Annotated in this window: 20 protein-coding genes; 8 read left to right on the top strand and 12 right to left on the bottom strand. The window is 42.9% G+C overall.

Going from position 1 to position 21,725, the window contains the following annotated elements:
• Positions 1-3 precede the first annotated feature (3 nt).
• The 6 genes from ispU to rpsB form a co-directional block, all read right to left on the bottom strand.
• Complete coding sequence (gene ispU, locus AACQ38_RS02725) at positions 4-699, bottom strand: (2E,6E)-farnesyl-diphosphate-specific ditrans,polycis-undecaprenyl-diphosphate synthase (RefSeq protein WP_242685507.1); 696 nt, start codon at positions 697-699, stop codon at positions 4-6.
• A gap of 283 nt (positions 700-982) precedes the next feature.
• Entirely contained in the window at positions 983-2,179 is a 1,197-nt protein-coding gene (gene ispC / locus AACQ38_RS02730; protein WP_011145052.1) for a 1-deoxy-D-xylulose-5-phosphate reductoisomerase, read from the bottom strand.
• 266 nt (positions 2,180-2,445) lie between these two features.
• Positions 2,446-3,003 carry a ribosome recycling factor gene (frr, locus tag AACQ38_RS02735; protein ID WP_011145051.1) on the bottom strand — a complete coding sequence of 186 codons (558 nt, stop codon included), beginning with the start codon at positions 3,001-3,003 and terminating at the stop codon, positions 2,446-2,448.
• Between the two features lie 118 nt (positions 3,004-3,121).
• On the bottom strand, positions 3,122-3,850 hold the full coding sequence (gene pyrH / locus AACQ38_RS02740) for a UMP kinase (RefSeq protein WP_011145050.1): 729 nt from the start codon (positions 3,848-3,850) through the stop codon (positions 3,122-3,124).
• A gap of 154 nt (positions 3,851-4,004) precedes the next feature.
• The gene (tsf, locus tag AACQ38_RS02745) at positions 4,005-4,856 is read right to left on the bottom strand and encodes a translation elongation factor Ts (RefSeq protein WP_011145049.1); all 852 of its coding nucleotides are present in this window, start codon (positions 4,854-4,856) and stop codon (positions 4,005-4,007) included.
• A gap of 150 nt (positions 4,857-5,006) precedes the next feature.
• Positions 5,007-5,732, bottom strand: coding sequence for a 30S ribosomal protein S2 (gene rpsB, locus AACQ38_RS02750; RefSeq protein ID WP_011145048.1), 726 nt, complete (start codon positions 5,730-5,732; stop codon positions 5,007-5,009).
• Between the two features lie 431 nt (positions 5,733-6,163).
• On the opposite strand from rpsB, the gene map reads away from it, so the two are divergent.
• From map to AACQ38_RS02770, 4 genes are all read left to right on the top strand, one after another.
• Entirely contained in the window at positions 6,164-6,961 is a 798-nt protein-coding gene (gene map / locus AACQ38_RS02755; protein WP_011145047.1) for a type I methionyl aminopeptidase, read from the top strand.
• Between the two features lie 137 nt (positions 6,962-7,098).
• On the top strand, positions 7,099-9,747 hold the full coding sequence (glnD, locus tag AACQ38_RS02760; RefSeq protein WP_165577356.1) for a bifunctional uridylyltransferase/uridylyl-removing protein GlnD: 2,649 nt from the start codon (positions 7,099-7,101) through the stop codon (positions 9,745-9,747).
• Positions 9,748-9,918: 171 nt separating this feature from the next.
• On the top strand, positions 9,919-10,743 hold the full coding sequence (gene dapD, locus AACQ38_RS02765; RefSeq protein ID WP_113025512.1) for a 2,3,4,5-tetrahydropyridine-2,6-dicarboxylate N-succinyltransferase: 825 nt from the start codon (positions 9,919-9,921) through the stop codon (positions 10,741-10,743).
• Between the two features lie 214 nt (positions 10,744-10,957).
• Complete coding sequence (locus tag AACQ38_RS02770; protein WP_011145044.1) at positions 10,958-11,344, top strand: DUF3461 family protein; 387 nt, start codon at positions 10,958-10,960, stop codon at positions 11,342-11,344.
• A 57-nt stretch (positions 11,345-11,401) separates the two neighbouring features.
• Here AACQ38_RS02770 and AACQ38_RS02775 read toward each other — a convergent pair whose 3' ends face one another.
• On the bottom strand, positions 11,402-11,851 hold the full coding sequence (locus AACQ38_RS02775) for a flavodoxin (protein WP_011145043.1): 450 nt from the start codon (positions 11,849-11,851) through the stop codon (positions 11,402-11,404).
• 370 nt (positions 11,852-12,221) lie between these two features.
• On the opposite strand from AACQ38_RS02775, the gene AACQ38_RS02780 reads away from it, so the two are divergent.
• The gene (locus tag AACQ38_RS02780) at positions 12,222-13,406 is read left to right on the top strand and encodes a hypothetical protein (RefSeq protein WP_165577357.1); all 1,185 of its coding nucleotides are present in this window, start codon (positions 12,222-12,224) and stop codon (positions 13,404-13,406) included.
• A gap of 103 nt (positions 13,407-13,509) precedes the next feature.
• On the opposite strand, the gene truC is transcribed toward AACQ38_RS02780, so the two are convergent.
• The 3 genes from truC to syd form a co-directional block, all read right to left on the bottom strand.
• The gene (truC, locus tag AACQ38_RS02785; protein ID WP_165577358.1) at positions 13,510-14,280 is read right to left on the bottom strand and encodes a tRNA pseudouridine(65) synthase TruC; all 771 of its coding nucleotides are present in this window, start codon (positions 14,278-14,280) and stop codon (positions 13,510-13,512) included.
• A 1-nt stretch (position 14,281) separates the two neighbouring features.
• The gene (locus AACQ38_RS02790) at positions 14,282-14,614 is read right to left on the bottom strand and encodes a YqcC family protein (RefSeq protein WP_011145040.1); all 333 of its coding nucleotides are present in this window, start codon (positions 14,612-14,614) and stop codon (positions 14,282-14,284) included.
• 523 nt (positions 14,615-15,137) lie between these two features.
• Positions 15,138-15,692, bottom strand: coding sequence for a SecY-interacting protein (syd, locus tag AACQ38_RS02795; protein ID WP_011145039.1), 555 nt, complete (start codon positions 15,690-15,692; stop codon positions 15,138-15,140).
• Between the two features lie 145 nt (positions 15,693-15,837).
• Here syd and queF point away from each other — a divergent pair, with 145 nt between their 5' ends.
• The 3 genes from queF (at position 15,838) to xni (ending at position 18,998) form a co-directional block, all read left to right on the top strand.
• Entirely contained in the window at positions 15,838-16,686 is an 849-nt protein-coding gene (queF, locus tag AACQ38_RS02800; RefSeq protein ID WP_165577359.1) for an NADPH-dependent 7-cyano-7-deazaguanine reductase QueF, read from the top strand.
• A 122-nt stretch (positions 16,687-16,808) separates the two neighbouring features.
• On the top strand, positions 16,809-18,176 hold the full coding sequence (gene ppnN, locus AACQ38_RS02805) for a nucleotide 5'-monophosphate nucleosidase PpnN (RefSeq protein ID WP_165577360.1): 1,368 nt from the start codon (positions 16,809-16,811) through the stop codon (positions 18,174-18,176).
• A gap of 63 nt (positions 18,177-18,239) precedes the next feature.
• A complete protein-coding gene (gene xni / locus AACQ38_RS02810) occupies positions 18,240-18,998 on the top strand; it encodes a flap endonuclease Xni (RefSeq protein WP_165577361.1) in 759 nt (252 codons plus the stop codon).
• Here xni and AACQ38_RS02815 read toward each other — a convergent pair.
• Both AACQ38_RS02815 and AACQ38_RS02820 read right to left on the bottom strand, forming a co-directional pair.
• Positions 18,995-20,371 carry a TolC family outer membrane protein gene (locus AACQ38_RS02815; RefSeq protein WP_165577362.1) on the bottom strand — a complete coding sequence of 459 codons (1,377 nt, stop codon included), beginning with the start codon at positions 20,369-20,371 and terminating at the stop codon, positions 18,995-18,997. The two genes, xni and AACQ38_RS02815, sit on opposite strands and share 4 nt — an antisense overlap.
• Positions 20,371-21,699, bottom strand: a complete 1,329-nt coding sequence (locus AACQ38_RS02820) for an HlyD family type I secretion periplasmic adaptor subunit (protein ID WP_041379910.1) — start codon at positions 21,697-21,699, stop codon at positions 20,371-20,373. The genes AACQ38_RS02815 and AACQ38_RS02820 overlap by 1 nt, the downstream gene beginning before the upstream one ends.
• Between the last annotated feature and the right edge of the window lie 26 nt (positions 21,700-21,725).

Below are 21,725 nucleotides of genomic sequence, written 5' to 3' on the forward strand. Positions count from 1 at the left end.
CTCCTATGATCCCACATCGGCATCGTCTGGTATTGTTCCGCCAAACCGGCGTTCTCTTTTGGCAAAGGCATTAATTGCACCTTCAAAAACGTTTTCATCAAAATCAGGCCAGAGTATATCGGTAAAATAGAATTCTGCATAAGCTATCTGCCATAACAGAAAATTACTGATACGATGTTCACCTCCGGTTCTGATGACCAAATCCACCTGAGGCTGCTGGCTTAGATTCATATAATTATTAACTAATTCTTCAGTAATATCCTGTGGCTCAAGAGAATTATCCTTAATCTGCTGAGCAATTTTCTGAACACTTTGAACAATATCCCAACGACCACCATAATTTGCAGCAATATTAAGTTGCAGACCCGTATTATTAGCGGTCAACTTAACTGAGCGATGGATTCGATCCTGTAAACGCTCACTGAAGCGGCCGATATCACCAATAACAGATAATCTAATATTATGCTTATGTAAGCTTTTGATTTCGCTATCTAGTGCAAAAATAAATAATTCCATTAAAGAGCTGACTTCTTGTTCCGGCCGATTCCAGTTTTCACTACTGAAAGCGTACAACGTCAGTGACTCAATGTTATGTTTAGCCGAGAAACTCACCGCACTACGTACCGCTTTAATCCCTGCACGATGACCAAAGGCTCTTAATTTCCCTCGTTTCTTTGCCCAACGGCCGTTACCATCCATAATAATGGCAACATGTTTAGGTAATAATGACGATAAATCGTTCTGATGATGATCGCTGGATAATATCACTCAATTAATCCTTTGCTGGTCAGGGTAATTCTCTTACATGTTCAGGCATCCAAACATAAAAAAGCCGTGTCTGGTATCCACGGCCTGGGTAAAAGCCTAATTATCCGGAAGAGAACTTCCAAAATCTGAACCGTTAATTATATCAACCAACAGTTATACGCAAACTATACCATCAGGTAAAAATGCGGACAAATACCCATTTGCCAATCAAAGACTATCTGATAAATGAACGAATAGTCTTTATGGCTAAATCTCTTGCGAGATTATCAATCTGTAAGACTTCCTCAATGCTCTGAGGTTCCGACAAATTTAGTTTTTCTACAACCTGCCGGTTTATAATTGCAATATCTGTGAAAGAGATTCCATTTTGTAAAAAAATCTTAACGATTTCTTCATTCGCTGCATTCAACACCGTCGTTGCAGCCTGACCTGCGTGGCAAGCTTCAATAGCCAGTTTCAAACATGGATACCGTTCATAATCTGGTTTCGAGAACGTCAGTGTACCTAAAGAATAAAAATCAAGAGGTTCAACACCAGAAGCAATACGATTTGGGTATGCCATTGCATAGGCAATGGGTGTACACATATCCGGTGTTCCTAATTGAGCAATAACGCTGCCATCCTGATAACGGACCATAGAGTGAATAACTGACTGAGGATGAACTACCACTTCCATTTCCGCAGCAGATGCATTGAACAGACAACACGCCTCAATATATTCCAGACCCTTATTCATCATTGTCGCAGAATCTACCGAAATCTTACGCCCCATCGACCAATTCGGATGAGCACAAGCTTGGTCCGGTGTTACAAAAGCTAATTGCTCTAAAGGGGTATGACGAAAAGGCCCGCCAGATCCTGTCAAAATGATATTAGCAATTCCATATTGTTTTAGATCTCCGCGCCCAAGGTTTCGTTGTATTACCTCTGGTAAGCTCTGGAAAATAGCATTATGCTCACTGTCAATGGGTAATAATTGAGCATTATGTTTCGCTACAGCATCCATAAAAAACCGACCGCTGGTGATCAGCGACTCTTTATTAGCAAGTAAAATCTGTTTACCCGCCCGGATGGCAGCCAGCGTTGGCAATAAACCAGCCACACCAACAATCCCAGACATAACCTGATCAACATCATTCAAAGCAGCCAAATCACACGCAGCCTGTTCCCCGAAAAATACCTCGGTTTTACAACCTTGTTCAATAAGCAGCTGACGCAACTCTTTTGCGGAAACTTCATCTGCCATTGCAGCATATTGAGGCCGAAACTCCAGACATTGCTCAGCCATAACTTGGATATTTTTTCCAGCGGCAAGCGCTGTTACTTTGAATTTATCAGGATTATTGCGAACTACAGTAAGTGTACTTTTGCCCACGGAACCTGTGGAACCAAGGATGGTCAACCTTTTCATACTGATGCTCTGAATTGTTTTATTTGATGTGTATTGATACTTGTCTGATTCGCCTGGCTATGAACGCTCATGACCTCAGAGAAATGCCGAATAAAAATAGCGCCACAAGATAGCGGCGCTTGATATACCCGTCATCTTTCAAGTTGCCTCTTTGTTGGCTGCACTCACTCACCCCGGTCACAGAGTTATCTCTGCTCCCGGGAATTCGCTCCCTTGCCGCCGCGAAGCATCTTGAAATCCATAAGGTATATATCTCATGAAAGAGATTAGAACTCCATCAGTTCTTCTTCTTTCTTTGTTAAAGCTTCATCAACTTTTTTGATGAAATTATCCGTCAGCTTTTGAATATCATCCTGCGCACGACGCTCATCATCTTCACTGATCTCTTTGTCTTTCAGCAGTGCTTTGATTTTGTCGTTAGCGTCACGACGAATATTACGTACAGAGACACGCCCCTGCTCAGCTTCGCTACGAACCACCTTAATCAGATCTTTACGACGCTCTTCTGTCAATGGTGGTAAAGGAACACGAATTGTTGTCCCCGCAGAAGATGGATTCAGCCCTAAATCAGAAGCCATGATTGCCTTTTCAATCGCCGGCGTCATAGTACGATCAAATACCGTGATAGCCAAGGTACGCGCATCCTCAGCGATGACGTTAGCAAGCTGACGCAAAGGCGTTGGTGCACCATAATACTCAACAATGATACCATCCAGCAGACTAGGAGAAGCTCGGCCAGTACGAACCTTGCTGATTTGGTTTTTAAGTGCTTCGACGCTCTTTTCCATACGGTCTTGTGCGTCTTTTTTGATTTCATTAATCACGTTACAAACCCTTGGGAACTGGTTGTTTTAAAGCCATAAGCTATTATGACCATGTTTGTTAAATTTGGCGTATCAGGCGACTCATCATACCGCCAAACATCTCTGGTGTCTTTGAACATTACTCGTGAAAAATCAGGGTGCCTTCATTTTCTCCCATTACCACACGACGCAACGCTCCCGGCTTATTCATGTTAAATACGCGAATGGGTAAGCTGTGATCACGAGCCAACGTGAATGCCGCCAAATCCATAACTTTCAATTCACGCTCTAATACCTGCTGGTAAGAGAGCTTATCGAACAATACCGCTTCCGAATCTTTAGCCGGATCAGCCGAATAAACACCATCTACTTTAGTTGCTTTTAGCACAACATCTGCTTCAATCTCAATACCACGCAAACACGCTGCCGAATCTGTAGTAAAGAACGGATTGCCGGTACCCGCAGAGAAAATAACAACACGACCATGACGTAATAAACTAATTGCTTCTGCCCAACTATAGTTATCGCAAACGCCATTTAAAGGAATCGCAGACATTAGACGGGCGTTCACATAGGCGCGATGTAATGCGTCCCGCATTGCCAGACCATTCATCACTGTTGCCAACATGCCCATGTGGTCGCCGACTACACGGTTCATCCCTGCTTCTGCCAAGCCAGCACCACGAAACAGATTACCACCGCCAATGACGACACCGACTTCTACGCCTAACTCAACCAGTTCTTTGACCTCCTGAGCCATGCGATCTAACACGCTGGCATCTATACCAAAACCTTCTGCACCTTGCAGGGCTTCTCCACTGAGTTTAAGCAGGATACGCTGATATACGGGTTTTGCATTGGTTGCCATGATGTTCTGTCCTAAGCAGAAAAGTATATTGGGGGATTTACATACATCCGGGCCATTCTGGCCAGATGCAAAAACTCAACACCTACTGGGATAGGCGGTTTAGATTAGATAAAACAGAACCGCCATTTGGCGGCCCTGTTTGTAAAAATTAAGACTATTTACTCATTGCAGCAACTTCTGCTGCGAAATCAGTCTCAACTTTCTCAATACCTTCACCCACTTCATAACGGATGAAACTGGTCACTGTAGCATTGTTTTCTTTCAATAGATCGCCAACTGTTTTGCTTGGATCCATCACGAAATTCTGACCTGTCAGAGAAATCTCACCAGTGAATTTATTCATACGACCAGAAACCATTTTCTCTGCGATTTCGCGTGGCTTGCCAGACTGCATTGCGATATCCAGTTGGATTTGGTGCTCACGATCAACAACATCAGCCGGTACATCACTTGGGTTAACATATTCTGGCTTGCTTGCGGCGATGTGCATAGCCACATGCTTAATCAGCTCTTCATTAGCGCCTTCAGCCGCAACCAGAACACCGATACGTGCACCATGCAGATAAGTACCCAGTTGTTCACCTTCTAATACAGAAACGCGACGAATGTTAATGTTTTCACCGATCTTAGCAACCAGTGCAGTACGCTGTTCTTCAAACTTAGCTTTCAGAGTTTCAATATCAGAGATTTTATCAGCCAATACTGTTGCCATAACTTCTTTACCGAAAGCGATGAAGCCTGCATCTTTGGCAACGAAGTCAGTTTCACAGTTCAGCTCAACCAGAGCGCCGAATTTGCCATCAGCAGCCACTTCCGCCAAGATGATACCTTCAGCAGCAACACGGCCAGCTTTCTTAGCCGCTTTCGCTTGACCTGATTTACGCATGTTGTCAATCGCTAATTCGATATCACCATTAGCTTCAACCAGCGCTTTTTTACATTCCATCATACCTGCGCCAGTACGCTCACGCAGTTCTTTTACCAAAGCAGCGGTAATTCCAGACATTTGTTTTATTCCTCGATGTATCCCGCAGGAAGAGAGTATTCCGCATGGATAGTTCTTATATCAGATACGTAAAAGGGGGCCATAACAGGCCCCCCTAACCAATATATTTCAATACCTGGTTAATAAGGGCTCAATAATGAGCTTGCCTTATTATTCAGCTTCTACAAAGCTTTCTTCTGCCTGAACAGCCAGATCTTGAGAACGACCTTCACGAACAGCAGTAGCAACAGCACCTAGATACAGTTTTACTGCACGGATTGCGTCATCATTACCAGGGATGATGAAATCAACACCATCTGGATCAGAGTTAGTATCAACAACAGCGAATACCGGGATACCCAGGTTGTTTGCTTCTTTGATAGCAATGTGTTCATGTTCAGCATCGATAACAAACAGAGCATCAGGTAAGCCGCCCATATCTTTGATACCGCCCAGACTATTTTCTAACTTACCAAGTTCACGAGAACGAATTAACGCTTCTTTCTTGGTCAGTTTGTCAAAAGTACCGTCCTGAGACTGTGCTTCTAAATCTTTCAAACGTTTGATGGATTGACGAACGGTTTTCCAGTTAGTCAGCATACCGCCCAACCAACGGTGATTAACGAAGAATTGATCACAGTTCTGAGCTGCTTCTTTAACCGCTTCGCTCGCAGCACGCTTAGTACCAACAAACAGAATTTTGCCTTTGCGTGAAGCAATTTTGTTCAGTTCAGCTAACGCATCGTTGAACATTGGAACAGTTTTTTCCAGGTTGATGATATGCACTTTGTTACGAGCACCAAAGATGAATGGTTTCATTTTTGGGTTCCAGTAACGAGTCTGGTGACCGAAGTGAACGCCCGCTTGCAGCATATCGCGCATGGAAACAGTTGCCATTGTAAACCTCTGTAAAATATTAAGTTGGGGTTATGCCTCCACGAGCCCCATAACACCGACTCTTTAGCTGCATGTTCTGCATGAGAGCACCCCGGTGTATGTGCCGACCCGTGTGTGTTATTTACACAGTGAGTATGTTTAACGCCACTCTGTTTTGCCTCAGTGGCAAAGACATAGAACGCCGGCGCGCTTTATATCATAAACCCGCCTAAGACACCAACTTTTGTTGCCATTTTCTGATAGCTCAATGTGAAAAGAAAAGCCCGGTTACGAACGGTATTCTTGATGGGTAAATAAAGGTAACGAGGGAAATAGGGCTGCCAACTGTTATTGGCAGATATTCTGTAGGCTGATACCATTAGTTCAATAATTTTTTCCTTGTTGAAAAACAGACAACCAGCAGATTCGCTGGTTTTGAATGGATAAGTTTCATGGCAATCTCAATTAAAACCTCTGAAGATATTAAAAAAATGCGCGTCGCCGGTCGGCTGGCGGCGGAAGTGTTAGAAATTATTGAACCTTACGTCAAACCCGGTGTAACAACAGGTGAATTAGATCGTATCTGTCACGATCACATTACCAATAAACAACAGGCTGTCTCTGCCTGCCTTGGTTATCACGGTTTCCCAAAATCTGTTTGTATCTCTGTTAATGACGTAGTGTGTCATGGTATCCCTAGTGATGATAAGACCTTGAAAGATGGCGATATTGTTAATATCGATGTGACTGTCATCAAAGAGGGCTTCCACGGTGATACATCAAAAATGTTCATAGTTGGTAAACCAACCATTCAGGGTGAGCGCTTGTGTCGCATCACTCAGGAAAGCCTCTATCTAGCCTTGAAAATGGTGAAGCCCGGTATTCGTCTGCGCACCCTCGGTAGAGCCATCCAACAATTTGTTGAAGCCAACGATTTTTCTGTGGTCCGTGAATATTGTGGTCACGGCATCGGCGCAGGCTTCCACGAGGAACCACAAGTACTGCACTATGATGCAGATGATAGTGGTGTTGTTCTGCAAAAAGGGATGGCTTTCACTATTGAGCCAATGGTTAACACCGGTGACTACCACATCCGTACCATGAAAGATGGCTGGACAGTCAAAACCAAGGACCGCAGCCTGTCTGCACAGTATGAACATACGATTGTTGTTACTGATAACGGCTGTGAAATCATGACATTGCGTAAAGAAGAAGAGCCAGCACTTTCCTCAGTATTAGTAAATGAATAATTAAAACAGTAAACGATGAAGCCTTGTTGAAATCATACAAGGCTACTCATCTCTCCTCCGCAATATCCCCTTGTTCAACACCCTACTTTCTCAGTAATCTGACTGTTATGATTCGCCTTTCTCATAGGTTTATACTTATGTCAGCAGATATCGCCACAATTCAAGCCCCTATTCCACCACTTTCCCCCGCTGATTTTTCTAGTGAAGATCTTCGCTACCCTGTGTTGAAACAGCACCTCGAAGAATTTCAGCTTTGGCTGGAACATGCATTTAAAGCGGGTATTTCCGCAGAAGCCTTGATTTCTGCACGCAGTGATTACATAGACCAGTTGTTACAGCAATTATGGTATGCCTATAGATTTGATAAAATTTCATCACTTTCATTGATTGCCGTCGGCGGATATGGCCGGCGGGAACTGCATCCGCTATCTGACATTGACGTGCTGATACTCAGTGAACAACCACTCACACCGCCTCAAGCTCAAAATGTCGGGCAATTTATCACTTTACTATGGGATATCCGACTGGAAGTCGGCCACAGTGTTCGCACACTTGAAGAGTGTTTGCTGGAAGGGTTATCAGATCTGACTATTGCGACGAATTTAATCGAATCACGGTTAATTTGTGGCGATTCCTCCATTTTTCTTCGATTACAGCGACATACCTTCAGTGATGGTTTTTGGCCTTCCACTGAATTCTTTGATGCCAAAATTGTCGAACAACACGAACGCCATCAGCGCTATCACAGCACCAGTTATAACCTGGAACCTGATATCAAAAGCAGCCCCGGAGGATTGCGAGACATTCATACCTTACTATGGGTTGCCCGCCGCCATTTTGGTGCAACCTCCATAGATGAAATGGTCGATTTTGGTTTCCTGACAGCAGAAGAACGTAATGAATTAAATGAATGCCAAAGCTTCCTTTGGCGTATCCGCTTTGCTCTTCATCTGGTAGTCAATCGTTATGATAATCGCCTGTTATTTGATCGCCAGTTCAGTATTGCTCAATTACTAGGCTATCACGGAGAACGTAATCAACCGGTAGAACGAATGATGAAAGATTTCTACCGGATGACACGCCGCGTTAGCGAACTTAACAATATGCTACTGCAACTGTTTGATGAAGCCATTCTGGCATTGGAAACCAATGAAAAATCCCGCTCGCTGGATAGTGAATTCCAGCTACGGGGGCAACTTATTGATCTCATCGATGAAACCCTGTTTATCAAAGAACCCGCAGCTATTATGCGAATGTTTTATCGCATGGCGGAACATGAAGAAGTTCAAGGTATTTATTCTACTACGTTACGCCACCTCCGTTATGCACGCCGCAACTTGTCTCAGCCATTGTGTGAATTACCGGAAGCTCGCCAAATCTTTATGGACATCCTACGTCACCCAAGAGCAGTTGAAAGCGCATTTGTACCCATGCATCGCCACAGTGTCCTTGGCGCTTACACACCGCTTTGGGGCAATATCGTCGGTCAGATGCAGTTTGATCTGTTTCACGCCTATACCGTGGATGAACATACCATCCGCGTACTGAGAAAACTGGAAAGTTTTGCCAATGAAAATAATCGTCCAGCCCATCCACTCTGTGTTGAGCTATACCCTCGTCTGCCTCAACCAGAGCTTCTACATCTTGCTGCACTATTTCATGATATCGCCAAAGGGCGTACCGGCGACCATTCTGAACTTGGCGCTGACGATGCGCTAGCGTTTTCACTGCAACATGGGCTTAACTCACGAGAAGCTGATTTGGTAGCCTGGCTAGTTCGTCATCATCTATTAATGTCAGTCACAGCTCAACGGCGAGATATTCAGGATCCAGAGATCATCAAGCAATTTACCCATCAAATCCTCAATGAAACCCGGTTACGTTACCTGATCTGCCTGACAGTCGCTGATATCTGCGCCACCAATGTCAACCTATGGAATAGTTGGAAGCAAAGTTTGTTACGGGAACTCTATTTCTCTACAGAGAATCAATTGCGCCAGGGAAATACGCCAGATTTTCGGGAACGCATCCGACATAACCGTTTTCAGGCACTTGCTCTGTTGCGCCAAGATAATATTAACGAACAGAAGCTTCATCAGCTTTGGAGTCGTTGTCATGCAGATTATTTTCTTCGGCATACGCCAAAACAACTTGCCTGGCACGCCCACCATCTCGTGCAGCATGATTCTCAAGAGTCACTGATACTAATAAGTACCAAGCCAACCCGCGGCGGTACAGAAATTTTTATCTGGAGCGTAGATCGTCCTTCCCTGTTTGCGGCGGTTGTCGGCGAACTGGATAGACGTAACCTGAGTGTTCATCATGCTCAGATCTTTACCAATCGTGATGGTATGACAATGGACACTTTCGTGGTACTGGAACCCAATGGTCATCCTTTAGCATCAGATCGCCATGAAATAATACGTAACGCACTTTTACAAGTTGTTCTAGCTCCCCATACCAAAACACCGAAAACACGAAAATTGCCAACCAAACTGCGTCACTTCAACGTACCAACAAAAGTCACCTTCTTACCTACCCATAACGAACGACGAACCTATATGGAACTATTTGCCCTGGATCAACCGGGGTTGCTGGCAAGGGTCGGTAATATTTTCGCCGAAATGGGGGTTTCACTGCATGGTGCACATATCACCACCATCGGTGAACGTGTCGAAGATTTTTTCGTTCTGGCGGATAAAGACCATAAAGCATTAAATAAAAAAGTCAGAGAAGAATTATCAGAAAGGTTGACAGCAACCCTAAATCCAAAGGATAAAATATAACTCAATATATACCCAATGGATTTCAAGATGCATCGCGGCGGCAAGGGAGCGAATCCCCGGGAGCAGAGATAACTCTGTGACCGGGGTGAGTAAGTGCAGCCAACAAAGAGGCAACTTGAAAGATGACGGGTATAAGCCCATGATTCGGACGATAACCAAGGAACCGATGCAATGCAGCAATTACAATCCATTATCGAAAGTGCATTTGAAAACCGCGCAACGCTTACTCCAGCAACTGTCAACCATGAAACACGTGATGCTGTTACTCAAGTCATCAACCTGCTGGATAGTGGAAAACTGCGCGTTGCAGAGAAAATTGACGGTCAGTGGGTCACTCATCAATGGCTAAAAATGGCTGTACTGCTCTCTTTCCGTATTAATGAAAATCAGATCATCGATGGCACAGAAAGCCGTTATTTCGATAAAGTCCCGATGAAATTCTCTGACTATGATCAGACAAGATTTGAAAAAGAGGGCTTTCGTGTAGTGCCTCCTGCGGCAGCACGTCAAGGGGCCTTTATTGCCCGTAACTGCGTACTGATGCCTTCCTATGTCAACATCGGCGCTTATGTTGATGAAGGAACAATGGTAGATACTTGGACAACAGTCGGCTCCTGTGCCCAAATTGGTAAAAATGTCCATTTATCTGGTGGTGTCGGCATCGGCGGCGTATTAGAACCATTGCAAGCGAACCCAACCATTATTGAAGACAACTGCTTTATTGGTGCCCGTTCTGAAATTGTAGAAGGTGTGATTGTCGAAGAGGGTTCAGTGATTTCAATGGGTGTTTATATTGGTCAAAGCACCAAAATCTATGATCGTGAAACAGGAGAAATCCATTATGGTCGAGTCCCTGCGGGTTCTGTTGTTGTCTCTGGCAACCTCCCATCAAAAGATGGTAGTTACAGCCTGTATTGTGCTGTCATTGTCAAAAAAGTGGATGCCAAAACACAAGGAAAAGTGGGCATTAATGAACTACTCAGATCGATAGATTAAACTTTAAAATAGCGGATAATAAATAAGTCCGCTATTTTTTTGCTTTTTATCATCATTACCGACCTCAGTTAGTGTTATTAATATAAGCAGTTTGAATACGGACAACGTGTACGCTCCGAAACATATACAGAGTACGTAAGGTATTCGGAGACGATCCGGATTCAAAATGACGCATAGAATAACCTACTGGGAAAAATACCCTTAAGGTGGTGCCATGTACGATAACTTAAAGAGTCTGGGGATCACATATCCCGAAGAAATTGACCGCTATAGTCTGCGTCAAGAAGCTAACAACGATATTCTGAAAATCTATTTTCGTAAGGATAAAGGTGAATTCTTTGCTAAAAGCGTGAAATTCAAATATCCGCGCCAGCGCAAAACTGTGACTGCAAACAATGCAGAGCAAGGATACAAAGAGATCAACGAAATCAATACCAACCTGCGTTATGTGATTGAAGAGTTGGATCAGATTTGCAAACGTGACCAAGTAGAAATCGACTTGAAACACAAAATCCTCGATGACCTACGTCATCTTGAACACGTTGTTGCCAACAAAATTGCCGAGATTGAAGCCGATCTGGAAAAACTAACCCGTAAATAAAACAGTTCTATTAATTACACCGCTTATATCCTATTCGATATAAGCGGTGTATTGTAATTATTCAATTAATTCTCCCCATTGCCTGATCCAAGGCTGAGCAAAAACTTCCGGTTCAGCTTCTTCCACTGCATCCACCATCAAAACTTCACCGATTCTTATTGCTCCTTGCTCTTGAAGCAACTCATCAAAAGTGCGGCCACCACCACAAAAATTCTCGTAACTGCTATCACCCAAAGCGATCACGCCATAGCGTAATTCTGGCTGATACCCCTGCTCATCTCGCAAAGCATAGTAAAGAGGCCGAATATTATCAGGCAAATCCCCTTGCCCGGTTGTTGAAGTGATAACTAAAACCATTTGATCAAGATAGGATTGCCACTGTTCCAGCTCCCCTTCTTCAAAGACTTCTACATCATGACCTTGTTGTTCAAGGATCTGCTGTGCTTCTTCTGCGACAGCAAGCGCGTTACCATAAACAGTACCAACAAAAATACCTATCTTTGCCATAATTATTATCTCTTTTTAAAGGAATTATTAGTTATCCTCGCTGGCAACAGCAGAAAACTCAACCCTTCCCAAATCAGGGATAATTACCTTTACCAGCTAAGTCGTCGTATCAAATCAAATATTGCCACTATTAAGTTCACTCTGTCATGTAAACAGGATCGTGACTGCTCCCCGCCGTAAAGACGTCGTCTTAAATCAAGTTATTTAATCAATAATAATTCAGTGTTAAAATCACTTTTTTAAACAACTTTAGTTGATGATATTGATATTAATATGAAAAATGACTATATCCTTTTCTTCAAGATCAATAATAGCATAATGAGATTAATAGAATGGCAAAAATAAGCACTAAATAAGGAAAATCATCACCATGTTTAACAATAGAGCTGTTGTGCTAAGTATACTATTAAGTGCCGCAAATATTACTGGCTCATCTGGCCTGATGATTTGGGTAGATACCGTGCTTAAAGATGGAAGCATGATTTTAAACGCTTATATTCCTGTTTTTTCCTATTTATTGGGGTTATCTCTGGGATGTATGACCGTATCCTTTTTTATTCGAAAAATGAATATTGCTTTTTTTGAAAGAAATATTTTTGGCTTCTTTTTATTACTAACAACGATAAACTGCATTCTCTTTGCAAAAGAAACAATATTTATTCCAGTTTGGCTGGATACTCCGCATAGAATATTATGGGGAGTAATAAGTGGATTTATTGTTATAATGGGAAGAAATATTCTTATAACCGCAGGCAATGAAAAGAAAACGAATAGTGATTTTTCTATTTTAAGCTTGGCGTTATTAAGCCTGCCATTTTTAATCCCTGTTATTTTCTCTCTTTTAGGTTTAAATTCCCGTACATCAGCAGATTTTTTTGCTGCTTTTATTTATTCTATTGCTTCAATTATCTATTTCACTGGCTTTAAAAGCTATAATTTAAAAAAACAAAAACAGGATATTAAAGATTCTGTGAAAACAACCAATAAATTAGTTATTTTCTTTGCCTTTTCCAGTTTAGTTATCATCAATGTTTGCTTTTTTCTATCCCTAATGATTATGCCAGCAATGCGAACAAAATATTTTGAACATATTAACATGATTCAAATGTATATCATATTACTGATTATATGGTTCCCTTGTGCAATTGGCATCATGAAAATCATTAAATCCGCACTTTTAACCAAAAGAATCATGGTAGGTAATATCATGCAATTATTTTCCCTCGGATTCTGTTTACTTGGCATTATGATAAATTCTGGCATACTCTATTTACTATTCACAATTATGGTATTTTTAGCTAATACCATTATGCAACCTGTTTTTTTCTCTTATTTGGGATTACATTCAAAAAACTCTCTTTATACTTTGGGTATGCAGTCAGGGATTTATGTCTTTATTACTATGATCATCCTTTTTTATACTATTTATTTAGGTGTTGGCATTGAAGAAATCATTGCTGGATTTACAATATTATTTATCTCTTCAATAGTTATCTCGACTATTTTTCTTTCAACAATCAATTCAAATAATAATATAATCAGCAAAAACCAATAAATTTATATATTATCAACCTTTGCTAATAATATATTAATATTGCCTTTATCTCTTAATTAAAATAATTAAGAGATAAAGGCAACAGGTATTCTTTGAAAATATCCTAATCTATAAAATTTTCTATCTTACTCGCTTCATCATATTCCAAATCGGGGATAATACCTTGCCAGCCAAATTGTTGTATTAAATGCTGCCATGATGCATCCCATTTTGCCGTAAGCGATAATTTCGCCCCCGTAACAGGATGATCCAACTCAAGATAACTGGCATGAAGCATTAACCGGCTGGTTTGATAATGAACAGCAACGCCTCTGTTTTGCCGTAAATCGCCATGTGTTGTATCACCAATAATGGGGTGACGAATATGTGCCATATGGCGTCTTAATTGATGTTTTCGACCTGTTTTCGGTGTCAATTCCAACAAACTAAAACGCGATGTAGGATAACGACCTATTTCTACCGGACACTCCACCGTTGCCAGTGGTCGGTAATAAGTCACGCAGGATTGGGCCTCTTTATCACCCTCTGCAAATTTATCGGCGATCTTATCCAGCTCCTCAACCAAAGCGTAATCAATAATAGCTGATTCCAACACATAACCGCGCACGACAGCATGATAAGTTTTTTGTAATTGATGATGTTCAAACTGTTGAGAGAGCTGGCGAGCAACATCGCTGGAAAGCGCCATCAGCAATACGCCAGACGTTGGTCTATCCAGACGGTGTACCGGAAAAACATGCTGACCAATCTGATCACGCAATGTCTGCATAACAAAGACCGTTTCATGACGCGCCAACCAGCTACGATGAACTAACCACCCCGCTGGCTTGTTAACTGCCACAATATGATCATCCTGGTATAACACTTCCAACATATCAGACGTTATCCTGCATAAATAAGCGATCCAACGCACGAAGATGTTCAAACAGTTGCTGGTAACGCCCGGTAGTATCTTCTTTATAAGACTCCTCAAAGTAAGGCGCGATAGCAAATGCCGTAGGCAACGCCAATCCCTGCTCCAACAATGCATACATTCTCGGAATCAATACCCACTGCAACCACTCTTCAGCTAACATCCGATCAATGGAAAACGGCTCAACACTTTCGAAAGCTTCCGGTTTGGGCGGATGGCTCTGCCACAGGTCAATTTCCCTCATGGCTTCTTCAATTAACTGTAATTTATGCAGAATTTGTTTTGCAGTACTCATATTTTCAGCCTGACTCAGTTTTTACTCAAAACAACCCAGTTAGCAAGAATACCATCGATACCCCTTAAGCTGAAAATTTGCTTGCTCCAGTGAATAAGAGAAGGGAGCGCACAAGCGCTCCCCTTAAGTTGATTTTATAGCAATCCCGCTAATAATATGCTCCCTGCTCACTCCTTGACAAATTGTCCCTAATTGGTTATCCGTTACCCATCATTTTATTTATGTTGCATACGATCCTGTTATGCATTTGTCATCCTGACCATCATCACTCATCTGTCCTTGAGAAATTGTGCGCAATGATTCCTTTCCTGCTGAGGACAGAATGAATTAATTCATTCGATGAAACAAGCTACACATAATGGAACCAGTAAGTCAGGACAGAAAACAAAATCTGTGATTATTTATAGCCTATTGAAATAAAATGAAAATAATAAACTAATGTGAAACTCACAAAAGTAAACAATGATATCTCTTACATGAAGTGTAAGAGATATCTCACAAAGGCAGCGTTAAAAATCGGGGCCTAACGCATAAAGACAGGCTCAATTGCGCCAAGAAACCCAACTAAGTCGGTAAATAAGCGCTCTCGTTTATGACTGCCAAACTGTTCCAAGATCACTTCACCGGTCAAATTACACAGAGAAATGATACCCATATCATCTGATTCCATCGTCGCAATAAATGCCGTTGGCGACAGTTTCAGCCGTTTCTGCGTCACTAAATGTCCTATCAGGTTTTCCTGTAAACGGATAAAATCATCCTCACTCCAAACCTGAATCAAACTAAGCCGTTGACCTTCAAACGTTACCGTCATATCACCGGCCAATTGTGATGTATAAAAATCATGAATTGCCGGTTGTAATTGAATATCCAGTGCAACTTCGACGCTATTCAACTTTTCCTCTAAAGGAAAAGGCTGTGGCAGCCAATAAACGATGTTGTCACCAGTCTGGGTAATACAAGGTGATGGCACACCATAAAGTTCACGGCTGGCAGGAGGGGCCCCGGTTTCCTTTTGCCACAAATCAACATAACAACGGGTAAAATTAGACAACGCTTCTGTAACATTAGAAATCATATTATTTTCAACCGGTAACTGTTAGGGGTGATTATCATGTCATGGTAAACCAAATATAATGAATTGAGCGCATAAATAAAATTCAGACAAACGCGCTAACTTGCTAAACTTAAGCCATCACTACTATCAGATTTTGAGGAATAACATGTCGTTATATCGGGATCACCAAGCTCTTGAGCAGCTTACGCTAGGTAAAACCACTTTATATCGTGACCAATATGATGCCAGCTTATTGCAAGCTGTACCCCGCAATATGAACCGTGAACCGCTGGAAATTTTCCCTGATAATTTGCCGTTTCATGGCGCTGATATCTGGACACTGTATGAGCTGTCATGGCTGAATAGCCGCGGTTTGCCACAAGTTGCTGTCGGGCATGTTAGTTTAAATGTAGCAAGCACAAACCTGATTGAATCTAAAAGTTTTAAGCTCTATCTGAACAGCTTTAATCAGACTCGTTTTGAAAACTGGCAAGCCGTCGAAGAAACACTACAGCGCGATCTGGCTGCTTGTGCTGAAGGTGAGGTGGAAGTGGCACTTCATCACTTAGATCATTTCAATAATCAGCCAATCTCCACTTTTACAGGTGAATGTATTGATGATCAGGACATTGAAGTGACTGAATATGATTTCAATCGTCATTATCTGCAAGATGCAGCACAAGGCCCGCAGGTAGAAGAAGTTTTGGTTAGCCATCTGCTGAAATCTAATTGCCTGATCACTCATCAACCTGACTGGGGATCTGTCCAGATTCACTATAAAGGGTCAAAAATCAATCGGGAAGCATTGTTACGTTACTTGATATCATTCCGGCATCACAATGAGTTTCACGAGCAATGTGTCGAGCGTATCTTCAGCGATTTACAACAATTATGTGCCCCCGAAAAGCTCTCAGTCTACGCTCGTTATACCCGTCGTGGGGGGCTAGATATCAATCCGTGGCGTACAAATAGTGAAAGCTTTGTTCCAGCAACAGGCCGATTGGCACGTCAATAAATCCATTTTAAATCTGCTTTCCTAAGCGCAATTTGTGAAAAATAAGCTGAAATAGGGCATGTAATACATTCAGTTTAGTGATATTGATATGTAATCCATACACGGTATACAAGGAGTCATTCTTGATCACACATATCAACCCACTCGGCTCGATGGATTTATTATCTCAACTTGAAGTAGATATGCTAAAGAGTACCGCAAAAAGTGATCTGTATCGCCTGTTCCGTAATTGCTCACTGGCCGTACTCAATTCAGGTAGCCAAACCGATAATAGCAAAGAGCTGCTCTCTAAATACACCGATTTTGAGATTAACGTATTGCGCCGTGAGCGCGGGGTAAAACTGGAGCTGGTGGATCCACCAGAAGATGCATTCGTTGATGGAAAAATTATTCATTCACTACAAGCTAACCTGTTCGCAGTGCTGCGGGATATCTTGTTCGTTCATACACAGATTACCGATCCAGAACAACAGGATTATTCCGATTCAGAGAATGGCGCACATATCACCAACAGAATATTCTCTATTCTGCGCCACGCCAGAGCACTGCATACCGATGAAGATCTCAACATGATCGTCTGTTGGGGAGGCCACTCAATTAGTAAGCAAGAGTATCAGTATGGCCGTAAAGTCGGTAATCAACTTGGGTTACGTGGACTGAATATCTGTACCGGCTGTGGCCCCGGAGCAATGGAAGCACCAATGAAAGGCGCGGCTGTCGGCCATGCCCAACAGAATTACAAAAATAGCCGTTTTATTGGTATTACCGAGCCTTCAATCATTGCGGCTGAACCCCCAAATCCATTAGTGAACGAGCTAATTATCATGCCAGACATCGAAAAACGTCTGGAAGCTTTTGTTCGTATTGCTCATGGTATCGTTATTTTCCCAGGTGGTGTTGGTACAGCAGAAGAATTACTTTATTTGCTAGGTATTCTGATGAATCCAGAAAATCAGGAGCAAATACTGCCATTGATTCTTACCGGACCGAAGCAGAGTGAAGCCTATTTCCAAGTTCTGGACGAATTTATTGTTCATACATTGGGCAAAGAGACTCGACGCTATTATCACATCATCATTGATAATGCGCCTGAAGTTGCCAGAATAATGAAAAAAGCGATGCCATTAGTGAGAGATAATCGCCACAGTACCGGTGATGCATACAGTTTTAATTGGTCAATGAAGATCAATTATGATTTGCAACAACCGTTTGAACCATCACATGAAAACATGGCTAACCTCAATCTCTATCCTGATCAGTCACCTGAAAAACTGGCAGCGTCATTGCGCCGGGCTTTTTCCGGAATTGTTGCAGGCAATGTAAAAGAGATGGGTATTCAATCGATTGAACAACAAGGTCCATTCAAAATCCACGGGGATGTTAAAATAATGCGCCATATGGATAAACTACTGAAAGACTTTGTGGAACAGCACCGAATGAAACTACCGGGAGGTACTGCCTACGAACCTTGCTACGAAATCATCAAATAAAATTATCTGAAAAAATATCCACGCTCCACGGATGGAGCATTACGTTATTTAAAGTGATCCCATATGATACACCTTCTTATTGTTGATGCTCTTAACCTTATCCGACGCATTCATGCTGTACAGGGCAGCCCATGCATTCCTGCTTGTGAACATGCGCTAAGGCAACTTATCCAACATTCTCATCCCACACATGCCGTCGCAGTATTCGATGAAGAGAATCGCAATCACAGTTGGCGTCACCAGATATTACCTGACTACAAAGCTGGTCGTTCACCCATGCCTGACAATCTGCAACAAGAAATGCCGCAAATCAGAGCGTCGTTTGAGCAACAAGGAGTCACTTGCTGGCATGCCAAAGGGCATGAAGCTGATGATCTGGCAGCAACACTGGCAGTAAAAGTCACTGCGGCCGGTCACAACGTAACGATTGTTTCTACTGATAAAGGCTATTGCCAATTACTTTCACCCAATATCCGTATCCGTGATTACTTCCAGAAACGCTGGTTGGATATGCCCTTTGTTCAACAAGAATTTGGGGTTTTACCGGAACAATTGCCTGATTATTGGGGGCTGGCGGGGATCAGTAGCAGTAAAATTCCGGGGATCCAGGGGATCGGCCCGAAAACCGCTGCCACTTTACTGCAACAGGCCGGTACACTGGATAATCTGTTCCAACACCTCGACCAACAACCCGATAAATGGCGCAATAAACTAGAATCCAATCAAGAAATAGCGTTTATCAGCCGGGAAGTTGCGTCATTACGTACCGATCTGGCTTTAAAGGGTAATTTGCAACAACTCCGGCTGACAATAGCAACCTAACGAAAATACTTCGCTACCTTATCCAGATGTTCGCCTTTTAATTCTCCGGCCTCACTAAGCAGGCCGATCCAAGCCTTAATATAATTATATTTTGCTTGTGAGAGATCACGTCGGGCAGTATATAACTGCTGTTCAGCATTCAAGACATCCACATTAACCCGCTGCCCAAGCGCAACGCTTTTACTGGTTGCGTCTACCTGTAAGCTAGCTGATTCAACTGCCATTTCATAAGCACTAATTCGTTTTTCACTATTTAAGTACTGATTATAATTGCGGCGTAATGCATTAAGGATTTCTCCCGCCTGAGCATCAAGATCATATTTAGTCCTGCCATAGTGGGCCGCCGCCTGACGTACAGCGGCAGACGTAGCACCACCATTATAGATATTCATGCTCATCCGCAAGCCAATGGTATCGGTGCGATATTTTTGATCTATGGTATTATCGCTGCTGGATTCGTTTTCAGAGTGGGAAGCGTACAACTCCAGCCTGGGTAAATAGCCCGCCCGATTACGTTGCACTTCATGGTACGCGGCTTTCACTTCCTGACGCGAAGCGGACAGAAGCGGATTGTTGGCTAATGCCAACTCTTCCCACGCCTCATAACGTTCAGGTAACAACTTCAATATCTGGAATCGTTTTTTATTTGATAACCGTTGCACCGGTAAATCAACCGGGAGAGAAACCCCCACAATGAGCTGTAAATTTCGGATTGCTGCATCCAAATCATCTTTGGCCGCTATCTCATCGGCAATCGCCTGACTGTAACGCGATTGTGTTTCTACCACATCAGTGCGCGTCCCTTCACCAGAAGTAAACAACTTCTTATTCAGTTCCAGTTGTTTTTCATAAGCCATTTTCTGCCGTATGACTAAATCAATCTGATCCTGTGCATAAGCCACATCTACGTAAGCATTCACGACCCGAACAGCCAGTTGCTGAAAATCTGCCCGAAAACGCTCATTGCTCATCAAAGTGTGAGCCTGGCTGGCTTTATAACGCGCCCATATTTCAAAATCGATCAACGGCTGAGTCAACACAACAGCCGCGTTATAACTGCTATATTGGCGATCCCGGCTGCTAGTTGTCTTCCTGCCCCAGAGGTCATACCCAACAGACTCCATATGTTGCCAATTCCGCGGTGAATTTTGGTAAGACATGATTACTTTAGGTAACAATTCTGCCCTACCGAGCTTTTCATACTCTTCACCACCTTCCCGCTCTTTCACGGCGGCAAGAAAAGTCGGATCATTTTCTAACGCCAGCGCATAAACTTCAGTCAAACTCAATGCCCATGCAGGAAAAGAGAACAGATTGACACAGACAAGAATCAGAAAACCCATTGATAAAGAAGCATTATTCCGTTTCATCATTACTCCTCTATCAACGATGTTGAAGCCCGATCCAGCAATGGCTTAAACAGATAACTTAACAGAGAGCGGGAACCCGTCTTGACAAAAACCTCAACCGGCATTCCTGGCCTGATATCCAACCCTTTCAGTTTTTCCATTCCCTCAGGAGAGACAACCACTCTCATCTGATAATAAGGTTGACTGGTTGCGGGATCGACCAACCTATCTGCGGAAATCACGGCAACTTTTCCTTCAACTTTTGGCGTCCGATTCTGGTTAAAAGCGGTAAACATCAGATCCACATTCAACCCTTTACTAATCTTATCTGCCAAATTAACCGCAACACGCGTTTCCACTTCAAACGCCCTCTGGTCCGGCAGAATTTCCATCAGTTTTTCGCCGGGAGCAACAACCCCCCCTTGGGTAAAAATATTTAATCCCACAACAGTGCCATCAACCGGCGCAACAATTGAGGTATGAGTCAGTTCAAACTGGGCTGTATCCAGCTTATTTCTATATTCACTGGCAGAGACCTGCACCTCGGCTAATTGTGTGCGCACTTCCCGCTGATAGTCTGCTTTGCGCTGAATAATACGCTGCTGTGTTTCCTGTAATTGTTTTTCAAGCTGACCGGCTCGTCCTTCCATTTCCGCTATGCTGCTGTTGAGCTCAGCCTGTTCACGCAGCAGTTCCAGATAACGATTACGCGGAAAATAGCCCTCATCCGCTAAAGATTTCAGATTAGTTATTTGCTCTTTAAGCGCCGCCTGCTGCATGCGTTTATTGAGAAAAGAAGATTTCAGCCCTTTAATTTGGAAATCTATTCCTTCGACAGACTGCTCAAGCCCTGCCAAGTCGCTTCTCAGCACTTCACGGCGTGATACAAACAGTTGCTTTTGCAGTTCAATAATCTCATTCACCCGCGGTTCAGAGTGTAATTGCTGTAATAGGTCGGGGAAAATTAACGCTTCATCACCATGCTGCTCGGCTAATAAACGGGCTTCCGTTGCCAGCGTGGTATGCAGTTGATCTTGAAGTGCATCAACCTGTGCCTTTGCCTGCACCTGACTGAGCTGGACGAGTGTCTGACCCGCTTTTACTGTTTCGCCTTCAACAACCTTAATCTGACTGATAATCCCGCTTGCCGGGGCCTGAACTGTTTTACGATTACCATCCACCACCACCACACCTGAAGATGCCACCCCTTTATCTAACGGTGCTAACGCGGCCCAAATGAGAAATCCCAAGATCCCCACACCAATCACGAACCATCCTAGTCGTAAAAAATGCCTTTCTTCCAAAGGCAATAATCCTTTTTCCTCTCTTACCGGCGTAATCTGATCAGACATATCCACTCCCGGACAGAAATCTCCGT

It is taken from the genome of Photorhabdus sp. RW14-46 (assembly GCF_963887965.1).
Classification (GTDB): domain Bacteria; phylum Pseudomonadota; class Gammaproteobacteria; order Enterobacterales; family Enterobacteriaceae; genus Photorhabdus; species Photorhabdus laumondii.